General features: G+C 49.6%; 16 protein-coding genes and 1 tRNA gene. 7 read left to right on the forward strand and 10 right to left on the reverse strand.

All coding sequences use genetic code 11. The features are described 5' to 3' along the window. Positions 1-86: 86 nt before the first annotated feature. Positions 87-929: a LysR family transcriptional regulator gene (locus FE839_RS01515; RefSeq protein WP_138358436.1), complete on the reverse strand. Its 843-nt coding sequence runs from the start codon at positions 927-929 to the stop codon at positions 87-89. 159 nt (positions 930-1,088) lie between these two features. Between FE839_RS01515 and FE839_RS01520 the strand changes: the two genes are divergently transcribed. The 3 genes from FE839_RS01520 to FE839_RS01530 are packed head-to-tail and all read left to right on the forward strand — an operon-like array spanning position 1,089 to position 4,733. Next, positions 1,089-2,282: a M20 family metallopeptidase gene (locus FE839_RS01520; protein WP_138358438.1), complete on the forward strand. Its 1,194-nt coding sequence runs from the start codon at positions 1,089-1,091 to the stop codon at positions 2,280-2,282. Positions 2,283-2,286: 4 nt separating this feature from the next. After that, positions 2,287-3,075 (forward strand): transporter substrate-binding domain-containing protein, encoded by a 789-nt coding sequence (locus FE839_RS01525; protein WP_138358440.1) that lies wholly within the window; start codon positions 2,287-2,289, stop codon positions 3,073-3,075. After that, a complete protein-coding gene (locus tag FE839_RS01530) occupies positions 3,072-4,733 on the forward strand; it encodes a M28 family metallopeptidase (RefSeq protein ID WP_138358442.1) in 1,662 nt (553 codons plus the stop codon). The genes FE839_RS01525 and FE839_RS01530 overlap by 4 nt, the downstream gene beginning before the upstream one ends. 73 nt (positions 4,734-4,806) lie before the next feature. On the opposite strand, the gene FE839_RS01535 is transcribed toward FE839_RS01530, so the two are convergent. Next, positions 4,807-4,947, reverse strand: a complete 141-nt coding sequence (locus tag FE839_RS01535; RefSeq protein ID WP_241675603.1) for an Arm DNA-binding domain-containing protein — start codon at positions 4,945-4,947, stop codon at positions 4,807-4,809. Between the two features lie 648 nt (positions 4,948-5,595). On the opposite strand from FE839_RS01535, the gene FE839_RS01545 reads away from it, so the two are divergent. Further along, complete coding sequence (locus FE839_RS01545) at positions 5,596-6,738, forward strand: Fic family protein (protein ID WP_138358446.1); 1,143 nt, start codon at positions 5,596-5,598, stop codon at positions 6,736-6,738. Between the two features lie 105 nt (positions 6,739-6,843). Here the strand turns inward: FE839_RS01545 and FE839_RS01550 are convergent, their stop codons facing one another. Together FE839_RS01550 and FE839_RS01555 are read right to left on the reverse strand one after the other, a co-directional pair. Continuing rightward, positions 6,844-10,593 carry a hypothetical protein gene (locus FE839_RS01550; protein WP_138358448.1) on the reverse strand — a complete coding sequence of 1,250 codons (3,750 nt, stop codon included), beginning with the start codon at positions 10,591-10,593 and terminating at the stop codon, positions 6,844-6,846. A 42-nt stretch (positions 10,594-10,635) separates the two neighbouring features. After that, positions 10,636-14,382, reverse strand: coding sequence for a hypothetical protein (locus FE839_RS01555; protein WP_138358450.1), 3,747 nt, complete (start codon positions 14,380-14,382; stop codon positions 10,636-10,638). Positions 14,383-14,824: 442 nt separating this feature from the next. Here FE839_RS01555 and FE839_RS01560 point away from each other — a divergent pair, with 442 nt between their 5' ends. The 3 genes from FE839_RS01560 to FE839_RS01575 all read left to right on the forward strand — a co-directional run bounded on the left by FE839_RS01560 (position 14,825) and on the right by FE839_RS01575 (position 17,320). Continuing rightward, entirely contained in the window at positions 14,825-15,286 is a 462-nt protein-coding gene (locus FE839_RS01560) for a hypothetical protein (protein ID WP_138358452.1), read from the forward strand. Continuing rightward, positions 15,283-15,498, forward strand: coding sequence for a helix-turn-helix domain-containing protein (locus FE839_RS01565; protein WP_111763860.1), 216 nt, complete (start codon positions 15,283-15,285; stop codon positions 15,496-15,498). The genes FE839_RS01560 and FE839_RS01565 overlap by 4 nt, the downstream gene beginning before the upstream one ends. A 940-nt stretch (positions 15,499-16,438) precedes the next feature. After that, positions 16,439-17,320, forward strand: coding sequence for an integrase domain-containing protein (locus FE839_RS01575; protein ID WP_138358456.1), 882 nt, complete (start codon positions 16,439-16,441; stop codon positions 17,318-17,320). 195 nt (positions 17,321-17,515) lie between these two features. On the opposite strand, the gene FE839_RS01580 is transcribed toward FE839_RS01575, so the two are convergent. From FE839_RS01580 to cutA, 6 genes are all read right to left on the reverse strand, one after another. Continuing rightward, a complete protein-coding gene (locus FE839_RS01580) occupies positions 17,516-18,775 on the reverse strand; it encodes a tyrosine-type recombinase/integrase (RefSeq protein ID WP_138358458.1) in 1,260 nt (419 codons plus the stop codon). A gap of 163 nt (positions 18,776-18,938) precedes the next feature. After that, positions 18,939-19,014: transfer RNA gene (locus FE839_RS01585), tRNA-Phe, on the reverse strand. Between the two features lie 115 nt (positions 19,015-19,129). Further along, positions 19,130-21,217, reverse strand: coding sequence for a DUF1176 domain-containing protein (locus FE839_RS01590; protein ID WP_138358460.1), 2,088 nt, complete (start codon positions 21,215-21,217; stop codon positions 19,130-19,132). A 68-nt stretch (positions 21,218-21,285) separates the two neighbouring features. Next, positions 21,286-21,861, reverse strand: a complete 576-nt coding sequence (locus FE839_RS01595; RefSeq protein WP_138358654.1) for a transcriptional regulator — start codon at positions 21,859-21,861, stop codon at positions 21,286-21,288. 35 nt (positions 21,862-21,896) lie between these two features. Then, positions 21,897-23,666, reverse strand: a complete 1,770-nt coding sequence (locus FE839_RS01600) for a protein-disulfide reductase DsbD (RefSeq protein ID WP_138358462.1) — start codon at positions 23,664-23,666, stop codon at positions 21,897-21,899. Beyond that, a complete protein-coding gene (cutA, locus tag FE839_RS01605) occupies positions 23,642-23,965 on the reverse strand; it encodes a divalent cation tolerance protein CutA (RefSeq protein WP_138358464.1) in 324 nt (107 codons plus the stop codon). The genes FE839_RS01600 and cutA overlap by 25 nt, the downstream gene beginning before the upstream one ends. Positions 23,966-23,985 lie beyond the last annotated feature (20 nt).

Consider the following 23,985-nt stretch of genomic DNA (forward strand, 5'->3'; position numbering starts at 1 on the left):
GTTCTGTAACAGCTGCGGATAATTTTGCCCAGGCGCTCCGTTCTGGGGCTCGAACGTGTTCCTGTTGTTTCTTTGATGTTTTCACTTCATCCGAATAATCCCACGAACGGCAGAATCACCGAGGCGTCGGTGCTGGTGTGGCGGTACAGCAGCCAGGTGCGGTTTTTCACCGGCAGGCCGTCGATGGCGATGGGGACCCGGAACAGACGTTCATCGAAGGCCAGATAGCTGGAAACGATGGCATAGCCCAGTCCGCGTGTCACCATCGCCAGGCACACTTCCAGCTTGTCCACTGTCATCGCCACGTTGGGCAGCCGGGTGTAGTTGGCGTTCCACCAGCGCTCGATCAGTTGGGATATGTGCGGGCCGTGGTTGATGCGGATTTGCGGCAGGTGCGGCAGCCGCGTCAGATCCAGTGGCTGATGGCTGACGAGGTAATAGTCGTCTTCTTCGACCAATTGCTTGCCTTCGCGCCAGCCGAAATGGTCTTTCACTAACGCCAGATGGATGGTCTCGCGCTGGAGCTGCTGGAACATCTCTTCGCTGTAACCGCTAATCAGGTGGATGTTGATGTCCGGGTAGCGCTGGTTGAACTGCGCCAGCTTGTCCGGCAGGCGGTAGGCAGCATAGTTGCTGGATACGCCGATCCGCAATTCCCCCTGCTGCGGTTTGTCCAGATTGAGTAACGTCTGCTTGAGCTGCTGGTAGTCGTTGAGCATGCTCTCCGCCCGTTGTGCCAGATAGCGGCCCTGGGCGCTGAACGTCAGCCCACGCGCACCGTCTGCAAACAGCCGAATGCCGAGCTTGCGTTCGATCTGCCGCAGTCGGTAGCTGAGTGCCGGCTGAGAGGTGTATAGCTGCTCCGCCGCCCGGGTGATGTTCTTGTGCTGCCACACGGTGTGCACAATCAGCCAGTCTTTTTCGTTCATCGCGCTTAACCTCATGTTTTCCTTTAACTATAAAATAATTTTTTGCCTCAGTTGGCAATCAATAAAAAAGCTTAACTTTTCATCATAGTGGAAAAGTTTTATATCTAACTAACATATTAATTTAAAAAAGATTACCTGCATTTATTTGAGGAGACAGGCATGGCGTCCTGCACTATAACTGAGCACAAGGATAAAATTATTTTTGCCGTTGAGGCGTTACGCGAACCGATGGGTCAGTTGGCGCGCCGCATCCATGCCCAGCCGGAACTGAGCTTTGGCGAGCAGCGTTCAGCGGCGGCGCTGATGGCGCCGTTGCGCGAGGCTGACTTTGATATCACCGCCGGTGTAGCAGGGCTGCCGACGGCCTTCCGCGCCACCTGGAACAGCGGTAAACCTGGCCCGCGCATCGCCCTGTTGGCGGAATACGATGCTCTGCCGGAGCTGGGACATGCCTGCGGACATAACCTGATCGGCACCGCATCGGTTGCCGCCGCGCTGGCGCTAAAAAGTGCTTATCCGGAGATGCCGGGGCGGCTGGAGGTGATCGGCACCCCGGCGGAAGAAGAGGGTGGCGGCAAGATAACCATGGTTGACCACGGCGTGTTCGACGACGTGGACGCAGCGATGATGTTCCATCCGCGTGAGAAAAATATGGTCACGCGCGGGGCGTTGGCCTGTGTGGATGCGGTGTTCAAATTTTACGGCAAGGCGTCCCACGCAGCGTCGGCGCCGGAAAAAGGCATCAGCGCGCTGGATGCGGTAATTCATACTTTTGTCGGCGTTAACGCGCTACGCCAGTTTTTCACCGATGACATTCGGGTGCATGGCATCATCACCAACGGCGGCAGAGCCACCAATATTGTGCCGGCTTACGCCGAAGCCAAATTCCTGATGCGCGCCGCCACGGTGAAAGGACTGCAAACCGTGCGCCAGAAGGTGTTTGCCGCCGCGCAGGCCGCCGCCGACATGAGTGGCGCCCGGCTGGAGATCGAAGAAGGGCTGACCTACGCCGAGCGCAACACCAATCAAACGCTGGCGGCGGGCTTCCGCCGTAATCTGGAACAACTGGGACTGGACGTGAATGAGCCGCCGCAGAAAGGCGGGGTAGGGTCGTCGGATATCGGTAACGTCAGCCAGGTGACCGCCACCATCCATCCTTATTTACGCATCGGCGACGTTACGCCTCACACGCCGGAATTCGCCGTCGCCGCCGCTGCGCCAGCGGGCATTGACGCCATGCTAAATGCGGCTAAGGCGCTGGCATTGACCGCTTACGATCTGTGCATCGATCAAGACTTTTTCCAGGCAATGCGTAGTGAATTTACTCAATGGCAAACCAACACCGGGAAATAACTCAATGAATATAATCAAAACTGTTTTGGCGGCGTCTGTCGTGCTGGTCTGTACCCAATCTCTCGCCGCGGCGGATACGCTGCGCGTCGCCGCCGATCTGGGCTATCCGCCGTTCCAGTACCGCGACAACCACGGTGTACCGTCGGGTTTTGAAATCGACATCACCAACGCGGTGTGCGCCGCCATTCAGGCGAAATGTGAGTACGTCGCTGGCAGTTTCGATTCGGAAATCCCGGCACTGTTGGCGAAAAAGGTGGACTTTATCTCTCCCCAGGGTGCCACTGAGAAGCGGCGCAAGGCGATTGATTTCACCGACTTTGTTTACCACATTCCCACCCAACTGGTTGCGCGCAAAGGCAGCGGCCTGCTGCCGGATGTAGATAAATTGAGGGGTAAACGTATCGCTGTGCAGCAGGGCACCATTCAGGAAATGTACGCTAATCAGTATTGGGCGTCGCACGGCGTGGATGTGGTGGCTTACGCCGATCAAGATTCTATTTATCAGGATCTAACCGCCGGACGTCTGGACGGTGCGCTCAGCCCGGCGGTGGCGGTGACCTTCGGTTTTCTCAGCAAGCCGGAAGGCAAAGATTTTGAACTGGTGGGGGGCGAAGTGCGGGACAATAAATTGTTCAGCATCGGTTCGGCGTATGGCCTTCGTAAAGGCGATGAGGCGTTGAAACAGCGGCTGAATCAAGGGTTGGCGAAAATTATGGCCGACGGCACCTGGGAAAAACTCAAGCAGCACTATTTCGGTAACATTGAAATGAAAGTTCAGCGAGGCGCGCAATGACTCCCGACGTTCCGCAGCTCAAGGCGTTGATGACTGCACTGCTGGACGAGTTCCAGCGGTTGCACCGCCTTTCCGGCACACTGGATGCGGAGCGAAGTGTTGATGTGTTAATCGGCTTGTTGGAGCGTCATGGCCTGACGGCAAAGCGCGAGCGCTGCCGGTTGTGGCTAAGCGATCCGCTGGCCGGCGCGTTGTCGTTACCCACGCATCCGAATTGGCGCTGCGCGGCCAAAACCCGCTCTTTCTCCGCTCACTGCCCGCAGGGGGTGGAGGCCGAGTTGTACTTCGATGTTCGTTCCCAGGAATACGTGCCGGACGACGAACTGCCGGCGTGGGAAGCCGCGGTGAAAGGCCGCATTGTAGTGGCTTTTCAGGGCTTCGAAGATTACGTGCAGCGGCTGATGCAGGCAGGAGCCGCTGGGCTGATTCATATCTGGGACTCGGACGAAGATGCGCTGCACGAAGAGACGGTCGGCCCGGTGTGGGGTTCACCGGTGCCGGATGATGCGGTGCTTTACCCGACGCTGCCGGTGATCAGTATCAATAAACGTAGCGGGGCCGAACTGCAGTCGCTGTTGGTGCAGGGGCCGCTGACGGCGCGCATCGCCACGAGGCTGAATCTGCACGTGGCGGAGTGCAGCCTGCCAGTGGTAGAAATTGGCGGCGAGCATGACGAGTTCGTGCTGTTATCGTCCCACTACGATTCCTGGCACGAAGGCGTGACCGACAACGCCACCGGCGACGCGCTATGTCTGGCAATGGCGGCACATTTTGCCGCGCATCGTCAGGTGCTGAAACGCGGCCTGCGTATCGCCTGGTGGCCGGGGCACTCCAACGCCCGCTATGGCGGTTCCACATGGTACGCCGATCGGTATCGCTTTGAGCTGCAACAACGCTGCGTGGCGCATATCAACGTCGATTCTCCCGGCTGCCGGGACGCCACGCAGGTGGTGGTCAACGCCAGCGGCGCGGAGAGCGTTGCGTTTCTCAACCGGGCGGTACGTGACGTCACTGGCGGCCCGGCCCGGCGCATCACTCCGCTCGGCAAAGGAGGCGATCAATCCTTCTGGGGCTGCGGTATCCCGCTGCATTTCGCCTTCCGCGAGGAGCCGGAAACCCGCACCACTCAGTCCCCCGGTAGCGGCGGTGGCTGGTGGTGGCATACCGAGTGCGACACCCGCGACAAGGTGGACGATGATATCCAGTGGCGCGACTGCGAGATTCATTTCCGCTGGCTGGAAGAATTGCTGACTGCGCCTGAGTTGCCGTTTGACGCGCCGCATTATCTGGCGCAATTGCAGCAAGAGCTGGTACAACTGCAACAAGAACTGGATCCGCACTTTGATCTGTCGCGCCTTACTGGGGAGCTGACGGCGTTGCAGGATGAGTACGCGCGTGCTGCGCCGAGCCGGAAGGCCATACGCCAACTGTTGGGGCTACTGCACAGGGTACGCTATGTCTCTACCGATGATTTTCATCAGGACAAAAGCTACCACGGCGGTGCGTTTCCTGGGCTGCGATTGCTGCGTCATCATCGGGAGTCCAGTTGCCGGTCGTATACCTGGCTGATGCTGGAAACCCAGTACCGTCGCCAGCACGACCGTATCCTCAGTCTGTTGCGGGAGGGTGGGGCGCTGGTGCGTAATGGCGCGGCATAAAGTCACCATAAAAGAGTCATCGTGTGCCAGTAAGCGATACTGTAGGGTAAGTGCCAGTTGGGAAGGCTTTTGGCTAACCGTCGACGCGATAAGACGCTTGCCAGTCTTTAGAGCGGTTGGGATAAACGAGCAGATACAGACCTTTGCCATCAGAAATTTTTGTTGGCTTGCCGTAAGGCCTGGCGTTTTTTACAGCAATATCCGTTAAGCGCATAGCAAGCCTCCTGTGCAAATGTTGGTAAAAACCCCATCGAACTGAGATTACCAACATTTTTACCAACAAATAGGGGCGCTGCCAGTCGATTTTAACGGACAGTAGTAGACAACCGGATGGGGATAACTTATTGATTTTATAAAGCAAAACGGACGCCGAAGGGCGTCCGTTTCTAAATAAGTGGTGCCGGACTCGGAATCATATTCACGATTAACACGTTGTTTATTATTGGTTTTGTTGGTATTTCTCGTAAACAGCGCCCCCACGAAGGCCCCCATAAAAAATCGCTTTGGTTTTGTGAGGGTTATCACGAAAAATCGGCATTTTGCGAGTGGGGGTTCGTTATGTGTGGAGTCAGGTCCACACATAACGACCTGAGGTCCACATACAGTGGCTGGAACTCCACACATAACGGCCTGAGGTCTACATATAGTGGGTGAAACTCCACACATAGCGGCGCTAAAAAATCCATGCTGCATTGGCCTCATCCCTCTTCGCATTGACATCTTTCAAACCTACATTTGATATGTTGGAACAATGGTTTTTGAGATAATCAAAAAAGATGATCTTTCTAATTTATAGATTCTATTAGTATTTTTGTTATACTTTTGAGATACCGTCATGCAGCAGTTGAGATAACTAAACATCATGGCTCAATTTAATCACTTCGAACTTTCGCTTCTGAACCCCAGCTTTGACTCCCCTTTGGTCGACGCGCTGACAGAGCTGGAGTTACTCCGGCACCTGCGGCTGGAAACCGATGTTCATCCTATCCTGTTTGCGCAGCTGAAGGCGGTTTTCCACATGCTGGAGAGTCTTGGCTCTGCAAGGATTGAGGGAAACCACACCACGCTTGCCGACTATGTTGAAAGCAAGGTGGACGGAACGCAGAGTTCGACGGACCAGCTCAAAGAAATAAATAACATTGAAGCCGCGATGGAGTACATCGATGAATACCTGAGCAACGGCGATGAGATAACGGAATATTTTATCCGCGAGTTGCATAGTCTGGCAGTAGTCGGGTTGCAACAGGAAGGCGACAGAACGCCCGGTGCATATCGGCAACATAACGTCAGCATTGCTCAGTCTGACCATTTACCGCCGGATCACATCCGCGTTCCCGATTATATGGCGGAGCTGACCGCCTTTATTAACTGTGTCGATAAACCAAAGTACGATCTGATGAAGATTGCACTGGTGCATCACCGCTTTGGCTGGATACATCCCTTTGGCAACGGTAATGGTAGAACGGTCAGACTGCTGACCTATGCGTTGCTTATCAAGTATGGTTTTAATGTTCAGGCTGGTGGCCGGGTTCTCAATCCGACAGCGGTATTCTGTAACGATCGTGAACGCTATTACGCCATGCTTTCGTTAGCCGATAAGGGAACAGAGCAGGGGCTGGAAGAATGGTGCTTATATGTGCTTTCGGGGATCTCCTCTGAGCTGAAGAAAGTTGATCAACTGACGAATCACGCTTTCCTGAGCGAAAAGATCCTGTATCCGGCCATCGATTTTTCGTCGGAAAGAGGGCTGATAAATCCGCTGGAATCAAAGGTTCTGAAACGTGCGGTTGAATTGGGGACGATAAAAGCGGGCGATCTACGTGCCGTTTTACCTGACCTGAAACCGACGCAGGTGACTTATCAGCTTGGTAAGTTGATTGAGCGGGGGTTACTCCAGCCAGTTGAAGAGGGGGCGCGTACTTATACGGCGAAGTTTTCTAACTCGTATCTGATTCGTGGAGTGATTAGGGTTCTGCGGGAAGAAGGATTTATTCCTAATCTATAATCTTAATGAGCAAATTAAATTACAGGCTCCATATTTTTGTCTTCTATAAATATTAAGGTGGTTGTTTTCCAAACCACCTTAATTTAATATATGTTAATCAATAGGCTATAAATTTTCTTGTAACCAAGCTTCTAACGCATCTACTTGTACAAAGTTAATATTAGTTTCATAAGGTGGATATCTCAACCACCAGTAAATTTGTCTACTAATGTACAAATTAATGAATTTGACGTCATGCTTATCTCTGGAGTTATTCCAGTTTAATAGGGTAAGAATATCATTATAATTTTCTGCTAGAAAATTAATTCTTTTTTCTATTTTCCCAATCTGCCCTCTTTTATCACCTCTACCAAATATTTTCTCTCGTAAACGACGCATATCTTTAATGCAATAGTAGGGCTGATTATACTTACACTCTATATTCAACCAGGTGTTGCTATCAGAAAAATAGGCTAAGGTATCAAAATCACCTACATCAGGAAATTTTTTCTTTGGAAAGCGTTTCTTAAAGTCGATGCCAAGTTCAATTTGGGTTGCGAACCTTTTTACAATACTAAAAGTGGTTATTTCTAATTGCTTTTCAATACCCTCTTTTATCTTACCAACCTCATGTGAAATGTGGCTCCATTCAAACTCGGCAGGAAGATATCCATTTGCAATATGAGCAATCCATATTGTGCCTGCTCGATAAGCTGCCGCAGCGCCCCAGATTATATTACTATTGCTTGTTTCTATTAGTGGGCGAATATTATATCGATGATCTCGTTTATTGTGATCAGATATAGGAACATCAAAACATTCAGAATCAGTACCAAGTAACTTTCTTATCTTATTGGGATTGAGAATAAGAAAGTCTATTATCTTCTCTACTTCCTCATTAACCAAGTTTGTATTGTTTTTAAGCAATATGTTTACCATATCAGCCCTTGTCGTCTGATATGAAGGATTTAATTCAATTTGGTTAAATCTGGCCCATTGAAACAGAATAGAGAAAACAGCAAGTAAACTAGAGTATTTGAAGCCTAGATCTTGTTGAAATGCACGATCAAGAACATCCACTTTTTCATTTATAATATCGGAGTCTACAGAGTCAGTGTCGTTTAAATTATAACCTAACTTATAGCCAGCCTGTTCTTCACTAAACTTATCTTCTTTAATCTCACGATCTTCGGAAAAAAATACTTGTGGGATGTAAAAATTATCTATATTCAAACCGCCTACATCAATATCATTATGCAAGATGTCACTTGCATTATAAAGTACGATTAACCAATCGATATCAGCAAGTAATTGTAAGATATCATCGGTAGTAGGTATGGTTTCATTTTTTGAGTTAAGACTTAAAGTGCATTCAAGCAAGTATCTATAATTTGCTGACATACGATTGAATTCATTACTCTGGTTTGCTAATTTTTCTGTTCTATTATAATTAACCTCATGTTGAAGGCTTAACATAATATTTTTCTTTTTTCTATGGTCTTCGGCTACATAAACATCATAGTTTTCAATTACAAATTGTAACAAGTGCTCTCTGTTCATAGAGAGTATTGTTGCGTGGATTTTTTCTCTGAAAAAATCGGCTAAAGGGTTAATGATGTCCTTGGCATCTTGTAGCTCATAACTACCTTCCTGAATTCCAGACTCTTTAATTAAGTTAGCTAATTTTTTTCTGGCTAGTTTAAAGTGTTTGGCTTCAGGAATATTTGGTTTTATTTCTAGAGTATCAAAGGTGCGCTCTTCGCTGGATATTGCCATCCTGGCAGGTCTGTTACCTGTGTTGACTATTTGTTGCCTGATGTCTTCGGAGAACTCGATATTAAGTATTTTGGATAGCAATTGTAAGAATGCAATGCAGACATCAGCTTGGAAACTGGCATTTTTAGGTCTGTTAAGACGATGTTGCATGAAAGGTAAATTAATGCAAATTTGTATGTTCACAGAAGAATTATAATTATTAATTAACGATGTATGAGTGAACAGCTCAGGGGAAACATGTTCTGCAATATCAGAATTACTATTTACCAGGTATTTTTTGTTAACAGCACAATGAACGGTGATTCTGTCTATGTTCTGGAATGATATATTTTTTAAAATATCTTTTCGTTGCGATAAAGCATCACTGGCACATTCTAAAAATAATGTCAGAAGCTGACCGTTAAGATGATCTTCATTTAGTAATGGCTTGCAATCGGCACAAAAATGAATTGTGCAATTATTAATCGTTGTAGACCAGGATACATAGAAATGACTTTTCGATATTAATGAAATATTTCCTTGGTAACTATTACTGATGTTCCATTTCACATTGGCATCAGGGAAATTTGAGGGAACCTGTGACCAGTATTTTTCCAGTTCTTCATATCTCCAATTAGAACCCCAATGAGGGTCAAGAGTAATCATGTTAAAATTTATGGCACCATCTTCTAATACAGAATGAGTTCCTTTGAATGATGCAAACTTATCTATTGTTGAAATAAGAAACGGATTTATTTTTGATTTATTTTGATCTAAATATGAAAAAAACAATGATAGTTCATTTAGATTATCTATTGAGTCAAATAATGCAATAAATTCTGTCAAAAAGAGAATATGGTAACTATATTTTAGTCGCGGTGGCTCAAAAAAATGCATGGCAGTAGTAAGATTAGAATTTATGAAAATAAATTCAATATCATTAATTGATAGTTGTTCCCCTGAGCCATTTCGAATACCTAACAATTGTGATGATGAAATAGGTGATAAAGCCCATTCACCTTGATTAAAAAGTTTAAAAACGTCTTCTTCTATATTTTTTAACTTACTTGCTGAATCAATATCAAAAAGAGCAAATAAATAAAACTTATCATTACCCTGTAATAATCCTGAGAATTTATAAGGTAGGACCTTTTTTTTGCTCAGAAGCAGAAATGGTTCCTCAATTATGCTTTCAAAACGCTGTGATATGAAATTTGAAATGGCATCAGAACAATCGATATCCATTTTTTTGGAAGCGTAGTGCTCAATAATTACATTTGCCATATTCCTGAATGACAATGGATAAACACGATTATCAATGCTGACGCCAATAGCAGGGAGTGCTAAACCTTCCATTATTACATTTGATAATTCAGAGAGGGAGTTAATGCTTTTAAACTCCCCGGATTTTTTAATAAATATTTTTTCTGTCTGACTTATTAATTGTTCAAAGGCATGACTTGTATCCGTTAACGCCTGCTGACAAGCTTTCCAGAACGTTTCTGGGGGGATTTCGACATGGCCGGGCGAGAACTCTTGCTCTGAGAGTGTGTCAACTGGATTTATGCTTGATAAAAACTTATCCTGTAAAATAAGAACATTGTCCATTTGCTTAAGGATAATTGGATATTCTGCGTATCTAATTCCAAAAGCTTGAATATAATCATATAAGCGTTCGACTGAGCTACCGTAAAAAATTCTATAAATATTATCCCCCCATGGTATTCTTATTTTCCCCCAGTCTTGTTCAGGGACAAAGTCTTCCATTTGAGGAATGTCAGGTAATATCTTATAAATAATGCTAAAAAATTCGCTTGCTTGTTGATATGTTTTAAGTTCCTTTTGGTTATTAAATGTACTAACATCCATGGAGAGCAGTGTGTTGAAAGCTATAGTGTGTTTTACAGGTGATGAGATATTAGGTAGCCATAATTCGGAAATACTTAATGTGAGAAAAAGTTCTGCGAGGTTGTACTCTTTATAAACAGATGTTAAATTATCTTTTATTTTTGGCATAACGTCCTCATAGTTTCTATTTCCCTTGCCAGGGGATTTTTCTCTGGATTTGTTATTGCTTTTTTTCTTTTTTAAATCTCGTTTTGCTTTGCTGTTCTTTCCCATTTTAAAATCCTTTTGAGAACTAAGTGTATCGATGTGTTGGATTTAATATCCTTCAAGTCTTAACTTTGCATGCCGATCATTATTTGCAGCATCAAAATCATAATGTGAAGCAAGATCATCAAAGACACTTGCTAGTTTGGGATGAGTAAAATATAGCTGGTTGGCAATTTCTTTGTACTGGTCAACTAGTTTTCGTTCTTTATCACCGCCTTCATAATAAGCTCTTACTGTTGTGCCACGGCTATTAATAGTACCAAAATAGAAACCTTCTCTGATTTCATCCCGTTCTGTTTCCTCCAGTAACTCTTTGATTATTATGCTGTGCCATGGTGCATTATTTATAATTTTTGAGCGGGATAGCCATTCGCCGATTATATAATCGGTAGTATTGCTTCTGTCATTTTCTGTCGCCAGTTTCCTAACTTCCTTAATCCAGTTATTAAATACGACTTCATCAATATTATTATCCGGTTTCAGACCGGGGATCCCTTTTCCTTGATTCAGAACTCTGCCTGCTTGTTGTGCCGCAGCCATTAAGGATTCATCTTGCTTATACTCTTTCTCGGATTCTGGTTTATAAGCAAGGCATATTAATTGCATGAAAAGTGGTGGATTGCAAAGTAATTCCGCGTAGAGGTTTTTTGCTCCTTTCTCACAACTTCTAAACGCTGTGAAAAAGAAGAATTCCAGTAAGGCCAAATCTAAACGCGATACCTGTCCTGACGATTCAAGATATTCTACAGCCTTGGACAAATGCCAACCATCTGGCATTGGTACGTCTTTTTCAGCGGTAGTTCGGAATCCGTTTAACAGTTTCAATAGGTTTTGCCAGGAAACCTTTTCCATACGATGTTTTACGAGATTAAATGCGGATATATATCTATCAGAAAGCATCATTTTTCCGATAAAGTAATCAATTTCATCAGTATCGTCACTCCAGATGTGTGGAAAGTTTATTCCCTTCCAGTACAGTATTTGAGCGTTTTCAGGATAATTTGTAAGGTTGTGCCATGTAGCCATATTAGGTGGGAGTACTGAATGGAATGCAGCAATTTTTTCATCACTATCCATCTCATTTTTGAACTCTTGAGAATTTAACAAAATAAGTTTTTTTTCTTCAGGGAGCCAGGTATAAAATGAACTTATCAATGGATCGTGAAATGGGAAACCATTGTCTTTGAATTTTTCAATAATCCATGAGAATGAATCCATTAAATTTAAGTTGCAGGTAGCTAAGGATTCACCTATTACAGACGGCGATTGTGCTACTGAAAATAGAGATGAAATTCCATTCCATCCTTGCATGGAATATATCTCTTCTATTGCGCTGGTTCGCATTTTAATTATTTCTTTGCTATGTTCCTTATAATCTCTCTCACTCCCTTCAGCCAATGTAGGATATTGAGAGGTGAACAATCGACGTTTATCAAGAATAATATCCTGGATAGTGAATAAACTGACAAATGCCATGAGGTTTTCTGCAACCGCTCTGCTTTTTTTATCTCCATCTGTATTATACGAATTATGCCAGTTCAGATAGTGATACAGTGCTTCCCTCACAATTTCCTTATCTCCATCAGAAAAAGAAATTGTGCTTTTAATTAATGCAATAAGCCTTTCCTGATAGGCACCTTCAAAATGATCTATTCGCCTGATAAGAGCTGCTATTCTTTCAGCATTATTTTCTGCCAGATCCAGTATTCGCTCACCCAGTGCAGAATAATATGCACTAAGAAAAATCCCCCTCATTTGTGCACTGCCAGCATCATCATCCCGCCATTTTGGTCTGGCATTTTCCATATACATACCACCCATAGGATCGGTTTGTTCATAGAGAAAATGCCAGACAATGCTCTCGTGTTTTTTGATAAGCATATCAAGTACGATAAGTCTTTGTTCATCAGTAGCCATTGTTTGAGGCCAGTAGGGCCTGAGCAACGATTTCAGGGTATTTTCCGGCGTATTGGCCCAGTTTCCCTGAATTCTTAATGATGATAGCGTTGCCAGAATAAGGCTGACTCTGAATAATCGCCTTGGATTCCATGCCAGGATTTCCAGCGCATGTAATAAGTCAGCATGCCAACAACGCATACCAAAGCCAGTGCTTTCACTCGTTTCCGTTAGTGGGCGAGTAACGGCAACCTCTGTTGACTGCAAGCTTGTTTCTATGGATTTTAAGAACACCTCTGGTGATGCTTCAGCTAACGAACATAATACGTCTGTTAATGACAGCCATCTCTCACCATCGGCATCCATCAACAGATCTCTAACCAGATTGTCGATGGCAGCAATGATGAAGTCTGAATTAATCCCTTCACTGCTTTCAGCGTAGATTCTGAGCTTCACCAGTGAGTCAGCGATTGATTTCAGAATAAAATCTGATTCTGAACGAACTTTTCCATAGATAGATGCCATCCAGCGATCTTCGTTTTTAAGCTCCAGGGCCGGATTAGGTTTAAGCAGCGTTTGTTTTACAACCAAGAAGAAACGTTCGAGCTGACTTTCTGTTAGCCGGGGGGCAAGCTGATACAATAGCTCAATGGGCGATTTTGCTTTCCATACATCACCAATCTGTAAAACCGGAGAGTCATCCCGAAGAGATATTTCGCGTAGTTCCTGTTCCAGTTCTTCGTAATCTTTTTGTGCAATCGTTTCAATACAATATTTATCGCCTTCCTTTTTGCCATTCCAGCACCCCACCAGAGTCAACGTGATTAACGCTTTTGCTGGCGATGTGGTCAGCCATACGGGAGATGAAATTGTCGGGTTTCTGGCCCTAAGGCGTCGATAAACTGACCAGGACCGCCCGGTTGTTCGTGATAACCGCCTTGCATCGGATTCTTCTTCTCCCAAAGCAATGAGCTTCTCTTCAAAATCGCTTCGGGGAAGACGTTCCAGTGTAATAGTATCGCTTCGCTTATTGCCTGTTGTATTATGATCGCCTAGGGAAAATGGAATAAAAACAGTTCGTTCAGGCTGGCATCGGCTTTGTCTGGAAATATCACTGTTCATCGCCAGACAAAGCTGAATTGAGGGATTTTTATCAATAAAGCGCCATCCATCATCAGTAGTTATACAGGCTGCTATATTTTCATGCCCCATTTCTATCAAGCTGGCACAGGCAAAAGCGATAGCCTCTTCCTGACTGTCTGCCCGGATAATAATTTGTTCTTTTTTCTCTGACAGAAAGCCGTTCAGCGTATTTTTTTCTTCTTCTCTACCCGCCAGTAAGGTTTCTTTTGTTAACGGAAATTGTGACTGCGTGCGCCATCGTTCCCAGAAATGGGAAATAGATTCAATGCCTGCGCCAGTATGGCCCGTTAGTTCACCGAACCAGAGAGCTACAGCCGGCACGTTTTCCAGCCACGTCTCCAGATCGTCAGCATCAAATGCATAAACGTCGGACCAGATATTTTCAGCCCGGGCTTCTTTGAGCCAGTTATCTTTTTTTGGCCACCGACGTGGTGATACGAAAACGAAGCGGCTTTGAGCCGCTTCCTGTGGTGAAATTTGTTGATTTCGTTTCCGAAAATCTGAGCGGGCTTTAGTAATGATGTCGGAGGAACAGCCCATTTCCCAGAAAGAGGAACCACCAGGAACCCAGATATTGCCTTTGTCAGCCTGGACAATACCATCCCAGCCGCTGCCTGAAACAGAATCACCGCCGGGCATACTCAATGCTGTTATTGTTGTGGTCGCACTGATTAATCGCCGGATCAAAATGGGCAATATTCCCTGGGCGTCTCTTGTGTCTGCCCACTGTTCGATTTGGGTCGCGGTGATCCTCATATTCAGATCCTCAAGATGTGTTTTCTGGATTATATTCACGATTACTTATTGAATAAAATGGAAAAAAAGAAACTTTAGTCTTTTGTTTGATGCAAAAGACGAACGATTAGTTTTGCAGGTAAGAGAGTGTTATTTCTGCGATCTGCCTTCCATAACCTCACTTGCTGTTAACCGCTAATCGCGGTATCTTTTACTCGCACCTGCAAATTCAGGTGCCGGGATTGGTCTCCTGAAGATATTCCTTACTGGCGACATATGACGCGCTTTGCGTCTTTTTTATGTCGTTCATCCGGCTACATCTCAATGGTGGGCCGGGCGGAGGCGTCGCAAGACGCGCCGGTGTCCAGTAAGGCCGGTAAGACCAACTCCGTCCGGTTCCACCACCCGTAAGATTGGTCTCTTCGGTGGTGGTTCAAACAATCACTTACTGGAGGCTGCCACCATGGCTACGATCCCCACTCAAACACACCCGTTACTTTCTGTTCCCTTCAACGCCGCCACGGATTTCACCGTCCTTGCCAGTCACTGCGAAAACTTCGCTGAAACCCTGATTGAAAGTAAAGATATCGCGTTAAAAATGGCGCTCTGCGGCAGACTCAACGCCGCTCTGACGCTGCTCCAGCCCACGCTGTTAGAGCCCGTCCCGCCCCATCTTGTTGAAAGCCTGACCGTCGATACCCTCCCGGCGAATTCCCCCGAGTTTGGGCCAGAATGCACAGAGCTTTGTAGCTATTGCCTTGCCCTGACGCAGACGCTGGCGGGGCAGGGGTTTTCCTCAGAAACGGAGAAATTCCTGAGTTGGTTGCTGTACGACCTGATCAATTACTTCGCGGCGGAAATGAAAGCCCCGCGCTGGCTGCGTACCGCCGACGGCGTGAAGTTTATTGATGGGGTGGCGGCATGATGCAACCGGACTGGCATTCAGCCGACATAATTGCGGCACTGAAAAAGCGCGGGACGTCTCTTTCAGCCGTTTCCCGCAATTCAGGGCTGGCATCTTCCACGCTGGCAAATGCGCTGATCAGGCACTGGCCCAAAGGTGAAAGGCTGATCGCCGAAGCGTTGGGTATTGCGCCAGAGCAAATCTGGCCTTCCCGTTACCTCAGACCACGTTAAAACAAACTCTCCCGATCTTCTGTCAGCTTATGCTGGCGGAAGATCGGGAGAAGACAAGCGAAGCGCGGCAGGCTGTCATTCACAGAATGACGAAAAAATCCACAAACAACTCAATTTCCAGAAAAAAGGTTTCCCCTTTTCATCCGTGCAAACCGGGTATAATCTCCCTTCTGCTCTATGCTGTCGTTGACAGCGCCCTTTGCTTCGGAACCTGAAAGAAGCACCTGTTCCGTCAGGACGGTTGATCCCTTTACCGGTGCAGACCTCTGCAAACACCGGGTCGCAGAACATCGCGGCGGAGGCCCGAAGTTCATACACGATGCATTCTTTAACTGCGCCAGTTCATCGGCTGTCATTCCACATAACCGGAAATCACCCGATTTCACGGCTCGCTTACACCTGCTGAATTTCAGCGCCTTTTACCTGTGCCAGTTCACTGATCGTTGTTTCACCACACCGGAAACTTTCCGGTAAACCCTCTACCTGCTGCCACATCAGCGCCTTTTGCTTTACGGGCTGCGGCCTGCATTGCCGTAAGGCATTTGCTGCCGCGTGGCCGTAAAACTGCACCAGAATGTGCCCTCTCAGAGCACGACATCTGACCGGGCGTCACTTGAGTCCCGTATTACGGGCGCAAGTGACGCCATTCCACCACGCCGACGCAAGCCACGGAAAATCTGGCCTGCGCCCTCAATCCCCCACACTGACACGCCGTTTTCAGGCTGCTGTCGGTTCAGAAAAGGAGAAAAAGATCGATACCGAGGGGGGCATGACGCCCCGGAGAATTTCCTGCTCACGCAGGCAGTCTGTACCGCGTACAGTCTGAAACTCCCTACACCTCAACAACCTGCCACCCCGGCGTGAAGGTATCGTTCTGGCGCAGCCACACAGCATACGCCGGGGCCAGATTGTGCTTTTTATCAAGCGGCAAGGGGTAGCTATGGGCAAATTAGGTGGTGAAATGAAGGCGCTGGCGAAAAAAGCGGGCGGCAGTTTTAAAACGGTGAGTGACCGCATTCACATTGTGCAGCGGTTCAGCCGCCATTTACGCTCGCTGAATATCCAGATCCAGCGGGTGGAACAGGTCAAGGTTCGCCATATTGAATGCTATATTCAGGCGCGTCTGGTGCAGGAGATCGGTAAACGGACGCTGCAAAACGAAATGGCCGCACTGCGTGGTGTGCTGCAACAGGCCGGACGCAAGCAGGTGGCAGAACATGAGCGGCTGACCAATCAATCGTTAGGGCTGGCTGGCGTATCCCGTCACGGCACCAACCGGGCCATCACGCCGGAGTATTATCAGCAGGTGCTGGAAGCCGCCCGTGACAAAGACGCCGGGCTGGCAGCAACGCTGGAACTGGCAAGGCTGATGGGGCTGCGCTCACAGGAAGCGGTACAGTGTTGTCAGTCATTGAAAACGTGGAAACAGGCGCTGGAGAGCGGCGAAACCCGACTGACGGTGATATTTGGCACCAAAGGCCATCGTTCGCGTGAAACCATTATTCAGGATGCTGGCGCAGTCAAAAAAGCGCTGGAAAACGCCTTATCTGTCGCAGAGCAACTCAACGGCAGGCTGATTGACCGACCCAATCTCCAGAAAGCGATGAATTACTGGAGGGGAGAGATTGCAAAAGCTGGTCTAACAGGCGATTACACACCGCACTCGTTGCGTTATGCCTGGACGCAGGATGCGCTCCGTCACTATCTGGCGCAGGGATTCAGCGAAAAAGAAGCGCTGGCGCTGACCGCGATGAATTTGGGCCACGGCGACGGGCGCGGGCGGTATGTGGCGCAGGTTTACGGGCGACGGGAAGAGGAATAATTTCCTGTTCTGGTGTAATCATGAAAAGCAAAAGGCCGAAGGGGTAAAGGAGCGCTAAGGGTAACAGCGCCAGACCGGAAAAGGCCAAAGGGCTGAAAGGGCCAGAACTGGCGCAACTCAATGGATTTGGGGCTGCGGCAAATAATAAAGCAGATCCGGCTGAGATCTGCTTTCCTGCATGGTTTATTAATGTGCTCAGGCCACCTGAACCTGTCTGTCATACCGATATGGAGCAACAAACTTCTGCCGACAGGCGTCGAGATAGTCCGACCACCACTGCATCATCTGCGTGCGCTCGTCGAGGTGCTCTGCCTTGTGGATATACGCGGCGCGAACGTTGTTACGCTCCTGATGGCTCATTTGCCGCTCAACCGCGTCTTTCGACCAGCGCCCGGACTCGATCAGCGCGCTACAGGCCATCGTGCGGAAACCGTGACCGCAGACGTCCACCTTTGTGTCGTAGCCCATCACCCGCAGCGCCTTGTTGATGGTGTTTTCGCTCATCGGCTTACGCGGATCGTGGTCGCCGGGAAACAGTAACTCGCTACTCCCGGACAGCAGTTTTAGCTGTTTCAGCACCGTCACCGCCTGTTTTGACAGTGGCACCAGATGTGGCGTTTTCATCTTCGCGCCGCGCTCTGAATAGCGCACACCCGGGATCGGCTCACGCCCGGCGGGGATGGTCCACATTGCGCCATCCAGATCGATCTCCGCCCAGCGGGCAAAGCGCAGCTCGCTGGAGCGAATGAAGATCAGCAGGTTAAGCTGCACCGCCAGACGGGTTAACAGTCTGCCGGAATAGCTCTCGAAGCGCTCCAGCAACTCCGGCATTTTCTCCAGCGGCAGGGCGGGGTAATGGTTTTTCGGCGGCGGCGCGATGGCGCCGGTAAGATCGTTAGCTGGATTGCTGGCGATCAGGCTCTCCTGCACCGCATAACGCATGATCGCCGTGGTGCGCTGTTGGATCCGTGCGGCGGTCTCCAGATTGCCTTTTCGCTCCGCCACCCGTAGCGGGATCAGCAGATCGGCGGTTTTCAGGTCGGCAACGGGAATTTTTCCAATCAGTGGAAATACGTGCAGCTCCAGCGAGCGCAGGGCTTTGGCGGCGTGTGCCTCAGTCCAGCGGATATTCCCTGCCACCCATTTACGGGCGATCTCTTCAAAGGTATTACCGCTTTTCTTTGCCTGCTTTTCCTGCTGCTTTTTTACCCCCGGATCGTCACCCGCGCTGAGTACGGCGCGGGCTTCTTCACGCAGCTTGCGCGCATTCGCCAGCGTAACGGTCGGGTAAGCGCCAAACGCCAGCTTCTTCTCCTTGCCGCCAAAGCGGTACTTGAGTTGCCAGAGTTTAGAGCCGTTGGGTTTAATCAGCAGGTACAGGCCCTGCGCGTCGCTGAACTTGTAAGGTTTATCGAGCGGTTTTGCATTGCGGATGGCGGTATCGGTGAGTGGCATGGCGGGGGCTCCAGAGTTTATCGAACCAACAGGCCCCCAATTAAGCCCCCAAAAACTCGGGATGTCAAAAAACCTGACGGAACTTTTCAGTACCATCAGGTTTCTTTAACTTACTGATTTTCTAACGTTTCAGGACTTACGGGAATGCCATGAAACTAAATTCTGGTGCCCGGACTCGGAATCGAACCAAGGACACGGGGATTTTCAATCCCCTGCTCTACCGACTGAGCTATCCGGGCAACGGGGCGCATTAAACCGTAATCCGTACGCTCCGTCAATCAAATTTCTCGATTTATCTCCCGGTTGCTTAACTTTGCGGCAATTCTGCATCTGAATGCGCTTTTTTGCCCGAAATTACATCATACCGTTATCACCTTCGCGGATTTTCCAGCTGTGGGTTACTGAAATTGCGCGGCGTAGCCCGGAGATGATGTAGTCGCCAACGACGTCCTCATCATCTCGCGGCGAGCTGATCGTGATTTCCGCATCAACGCCGTGACGGTATGCGCCGTGGTGGCTAAATATGGTACCGATAAAACATTTATCGTTTAGCCAGACCGGGATATATGCCACGGTTTCGTAAATATAGTTAGAGGCTACGCCGCTGTAATAGTTATTCGCATCGTCGGATGAGGTTCCGGGAGGAATAGGGCAAATGGGGGCATCACTGTCGCTCTGCGGTTTATCCTTTAACAGACTGCCCTGCATGACTTCCAGCGACTTCAGTAAATCCGATTTTTCCCTGCGATTTAGCGCGGGCGTCAGGGGCTGGTCTTTTTCCGGCGATCTGATGTCATTGAGGGTATAGCGGTAGCGAATAGTCACTGCAGGCGTGCCGCTGGAGGAACTAAACGGACGCAACAGATAGAGATTATCTTCGCCAAACTGACCGTTATACCAGAGCGCATACACCTGGCCATTAATTCGTACCCAGTGGCTCCACTGGTTCGCGCCGCGTTCGTTAAGAGAATAGATCGCACCGGGGACGCCCGCGTCAAAGTCATCGCCGTTCCCGCTGTCGTCGCTATTCACCGCATCAAACGTATCGTCATCGCGTTTTAATACGCCGGTATAGCTAAAGAGCCCGCTACCGCCGACGTAGCTGTCGATGATTAAATCACGTTTGCCGTCACCGTCGAGGTCGACAAGCGTGAAACTGACTTTGCCGTTTTCAGAGTCGGCGCTGATGTCGGACCGGAGAAATGCCTGCCACTCGTCATCGCTGATATCGGCGGAGGGTTTGCTCGTTGAGACCAAAGAGTCATCTACATAGGCGAGCGTAAAATGGCTGATATGGCCACTTAGCGGAAACTGTTCGGCGATTTTATTCAGATCCATCTCCGGATTGATTTTTTGCTCTTTTAACACGGCGTCGTATAACGCCTTCAGCGCGTTGTTATCGGCATCTTTCTGCTGCTTTGGGATCACCTGACTGACAAACGTAGGCAGCATCCACGCTCCGCCGGGAGCGATTTCCCGGCAAGCGCCGGTGGTGTATTTCAGGCTCTGCACAAATGTTTTACCATCCCATACGCGCTCTTCACCGCTGATGCAGTCGGCGATACCGCGGCCTTTGTGGAAGAAGGTGATAACACCGTCGGCATAGCTGGAGGCGTCAGTGGCCACGAGCTGAGGTTGGGTCAGACGCGCTTTGTCGACGACCCACATGGCGTAGCCGTCGTTATAGGCTGCGCGCCAGCAGAGGGCCTGAATCAATGTGTGGTTTTTATCCAGCGGGGTTGCAGTGAGCTGGCGTTCCTGAGTTGGAATTTCCTCATTTTTCCAGTCGTCACAATGACTGTTTAGCTGAGGAACCAGCAACGGCAGGAGTTTCTTCCTTTGTTTTGTCGTCAACGCTATCGCTGTTGCGTTGTGGATGACCGGCGCGGCGATGATTTCGGGAGCGGGCGCCGCCGCCAGAGTGTTGTCATCATCGGCGTCGCCTTTACGTAGCAGCGCATCGGCGGTACCCAGACGCTGCTGGAATTCATCCATTTTCAGGAATACCGCACTGCTGCCTGCGCTGGAGAGAAGCTTATGTTCGTCGTTAAGCGCAAGCTCAATTTTACCGTTGTGCTCCAGGGCCTGAATCAAGGCCGCTGTCTGCGTATCATCAAAGCGGAAATGGCTGTCGTCGGTGGCGTCAAGCGTACCGTTATCCTGATCATCGATGAAGAGATTCACCGTGGCATCCGGCGGAATATCATGCTCGGTTTGAGCGAAGGTGGCGACGGCGCTGACGTGCTGTGCCGCGCCTGCGTTACGGGTGAGCAGGACGCTGACTTCACCAGGTGTCGTGCCATAACCTGCGGCGCGGCAGGTGCCTGTGTTGTCGCAGGCAAGTTCCCAGTCTTTATACGCGAAAGAAAAACCTTGCGGAGGGGCGGCCAGAAGCGGTGCGGAACACAGCCCCATGATGGCGACCCAAAGAAAAGAGCGCATATAAAACCCTGTCAGCATATCGGTAAAAGGCAAATTATATGCGCGACGAAACCGTTAAGATATCGGAATCAGGTTAAAGCTCCACCCATTCGGCACTGCGCAAAACGTAAAATGTCTTCCGCCAGGCGTCGTGCGGTATCGACATCGCTCTGGCTGCGCTTGATCAGCAGGCGGCCCAGGCAGCCTTCAATGATAAGCTCCATTTGCCTGGCGACCATCTCTGGATCGTCAACTTCCATCTGGCTGAGGAGTTCATGGGTATAGGCCAGTGAAGCCTGCTTTTGCTGCTCCGCCAACTGATGAATGGGATGTCCGGCATCCGGATAGAAAGTGCAGGCGGCAATAAACAGGCAGCCTGGATAGCGATGGTTGCTTACGCATGTGGTCAGCGCGCTATAACGGGCTAACAGTTTCTGTTCTGCGCTTAGCGACGTGTCCAGTAAGAGCTGGCGACGCCAGGCGTCGACTTGCTGGCTGAGGTAGCGCAGCGCGTCATACAGCAGCGCTTCGCGGTCTGGCCAGAAACGTTTGAGATCATCAAGCGGGTAAGCCACACGTTCGGCGACCATTTCCAGCGTGGTGTTAGCAATACCGTCGATTTCGAGGATTCGGATGGCTTCACCCAGGACATCTTCACGTTGCACGGTCTTCTCCTCCATTTTCTCTCCTCAAGTGTTGCTCACGGTTGCCGATCGCGCAAATGGGCGATGAATGCCGCGGCGTCCATAAACCCGGTGACACGTCGTGCGGGCTGTTCCTCGCCCTGTTCATTGAAGAACAGAATTGTGGGTAGGCCGAGCACCTGCAGGTGCTTCAGCAGCGCCGCTTCTTCCACGCTGTTTTTTGTGACATCCGCTTGCAGCAGCACCGTCTCATGTAGCGCCTGTTGGACATCAGGCGAACTAAACGTGTATTTCTCAAACTCTTTGCAGGCCACGCACCAGTCAGCGTAGAGATCGAGCATCACCGGTTTACCTTTAGCCTGGCCCAGCGCAATGTTGAGCTCATCGACGTTGCTGACGCGGGTAAATTGCAGATGAGCCTGTCGCTGGGCGACCGGCTCGCCGAAAGCCCAGTCCTGCAATGGACGCGCGCTAACCAGCGCGGCGCCAAGCATCGCTATCTGCACGATACGCAGCCATGAGCGAGGGGCGCTCAGTGAGGTAATAAACGCCCAGCTAAAGAAGGCAACGCCAAGCAGAGACCAAAGCCGTAGACCCCATAGGTCACCGACGATACGCTCCAGCAAAAATACCGGTAGGGCGAGGATCACAAAGCCAAAGGCTGTTTTGACGTGAGCCATCCACGGGCCGCTTTTGGGTAGCAGGCGATTGCCAAAGACGGTCACCAGAATCAACGGCAGCCCCATACCCAGCGCGTAGAGATAGAGTGTTCCTCCGCCCAGCCACAGATTACCGCTCTGGGCGATATACAGCAGAATAGCGCTCAGTGGTGCGGTAGTGCAGGGCGAGCAGATGAGCCCGGCAATCGCTCCCATCGTGAATACGCCGCCCGGCGAACCGCCCTGACGTTGATTGCTCATCAGCGTCAGACGCGTCTGCAGAGACGAAGGTAGCTGGAGAGTAAACAGCCCAAACATCGACAGCGCCAGTATAATAAATACCACAGACAAGGCGATCAGCACATAAGGGTGCTGCAATGCCGCCTGGAACTGCAGACCGGCAGCGGCGACCACCAGACCCAGCGCGGTATACGTTAACGCCATCCCCTGGACGTAGATAAATGCCAGCAGCAGCGCACGGGGCGTCGTGAGTCGCTGTTTACTGCCCAGGACGATGCCGGAAATCAGCGGATACATTGGCAGAACGCAGGGAGTAAAGGCGATGCCGATACCGATTAATAGCGCCCAGAGCGCGCTAAAGGGCAGATGGGAACCAGGGGTATCCGCTGCGGGACGCGGAAGTACGGGCGGAGACTCTACCGGTAACGCAGGGCGCGTTTCCAGCGGCAGCGGTGGATTCAGCTTCGGCTGTACGGCGGATGTTGCGCGATCGGTGAGCGGGAGCGCTTTGCCAAGCGGCACGATTTTGCTTTCCGGCGGATAGCAAAAACCCGCATCCGCACATCCCTGATACGTCACGGTGAGGGTCGCGCCAGCGGCAGCCTCTGTCAGGGTGACAGGTATTGTCAGGCGATGACGGTAAATTTCGCTCTTGCCGTAGAACTCATCCTCATGCCATTCCCCTGAGGGCATGGCGGGGGCGCCAAAGGTGGCATTGGCCGAGGTCAGTTTGATCTGTTTGCGATAAAGGTAGTACCCCTCCTTAATTTGCCAGCTCAGATTGATATCATGTTGATTTTGCTGAAAATCAAAAGCGAAAGCCTGATCGGCAGGAACAAAGTTCGAATGGCCAGGGGCGTCGAACAGCCCGGCAAGGGCCGATGTGCTGCACAGCAGCAGGATCAGCGTAATGATGCGTTGAGCCATGAGAGGTAATCGTTGTCTCCGTGAATAACGGGCAGAACCAAAAGTTCAGGGGTTTGATACGGGTGATGGGACTTCAGGCAGTCCAGCAGCGCCTGCTGATGGGAGAGGTCGGTTTTTAGCAGCATTTGTACTTCATACTCCTGCTCCAGTTTCCCTTCCCAATAGTAAAGCGAAGTCGCTCCCGGCAAGAGCGTCGCGCAGGCGGCGAGTTTTTCCGCCAGCACTTTGGCCGCCAGTTCCTGGGCGGTTGCTTCATCCGGTGCAGTACAGAGTACAACAACAGCATCAGGCGTCGTCATCGTGAACCTCGTATCAGCGA

Source organism: Klebsiella indica (genome assembly GCF_005860775.1).
Taxonomy (GTDB): domain Bacteria; phylum Pseudomonadota; class Gammaproteobacteria; order Enterobacterales; family Enterobacteriaceae; genus Klebsiella; species Klebsiella indica.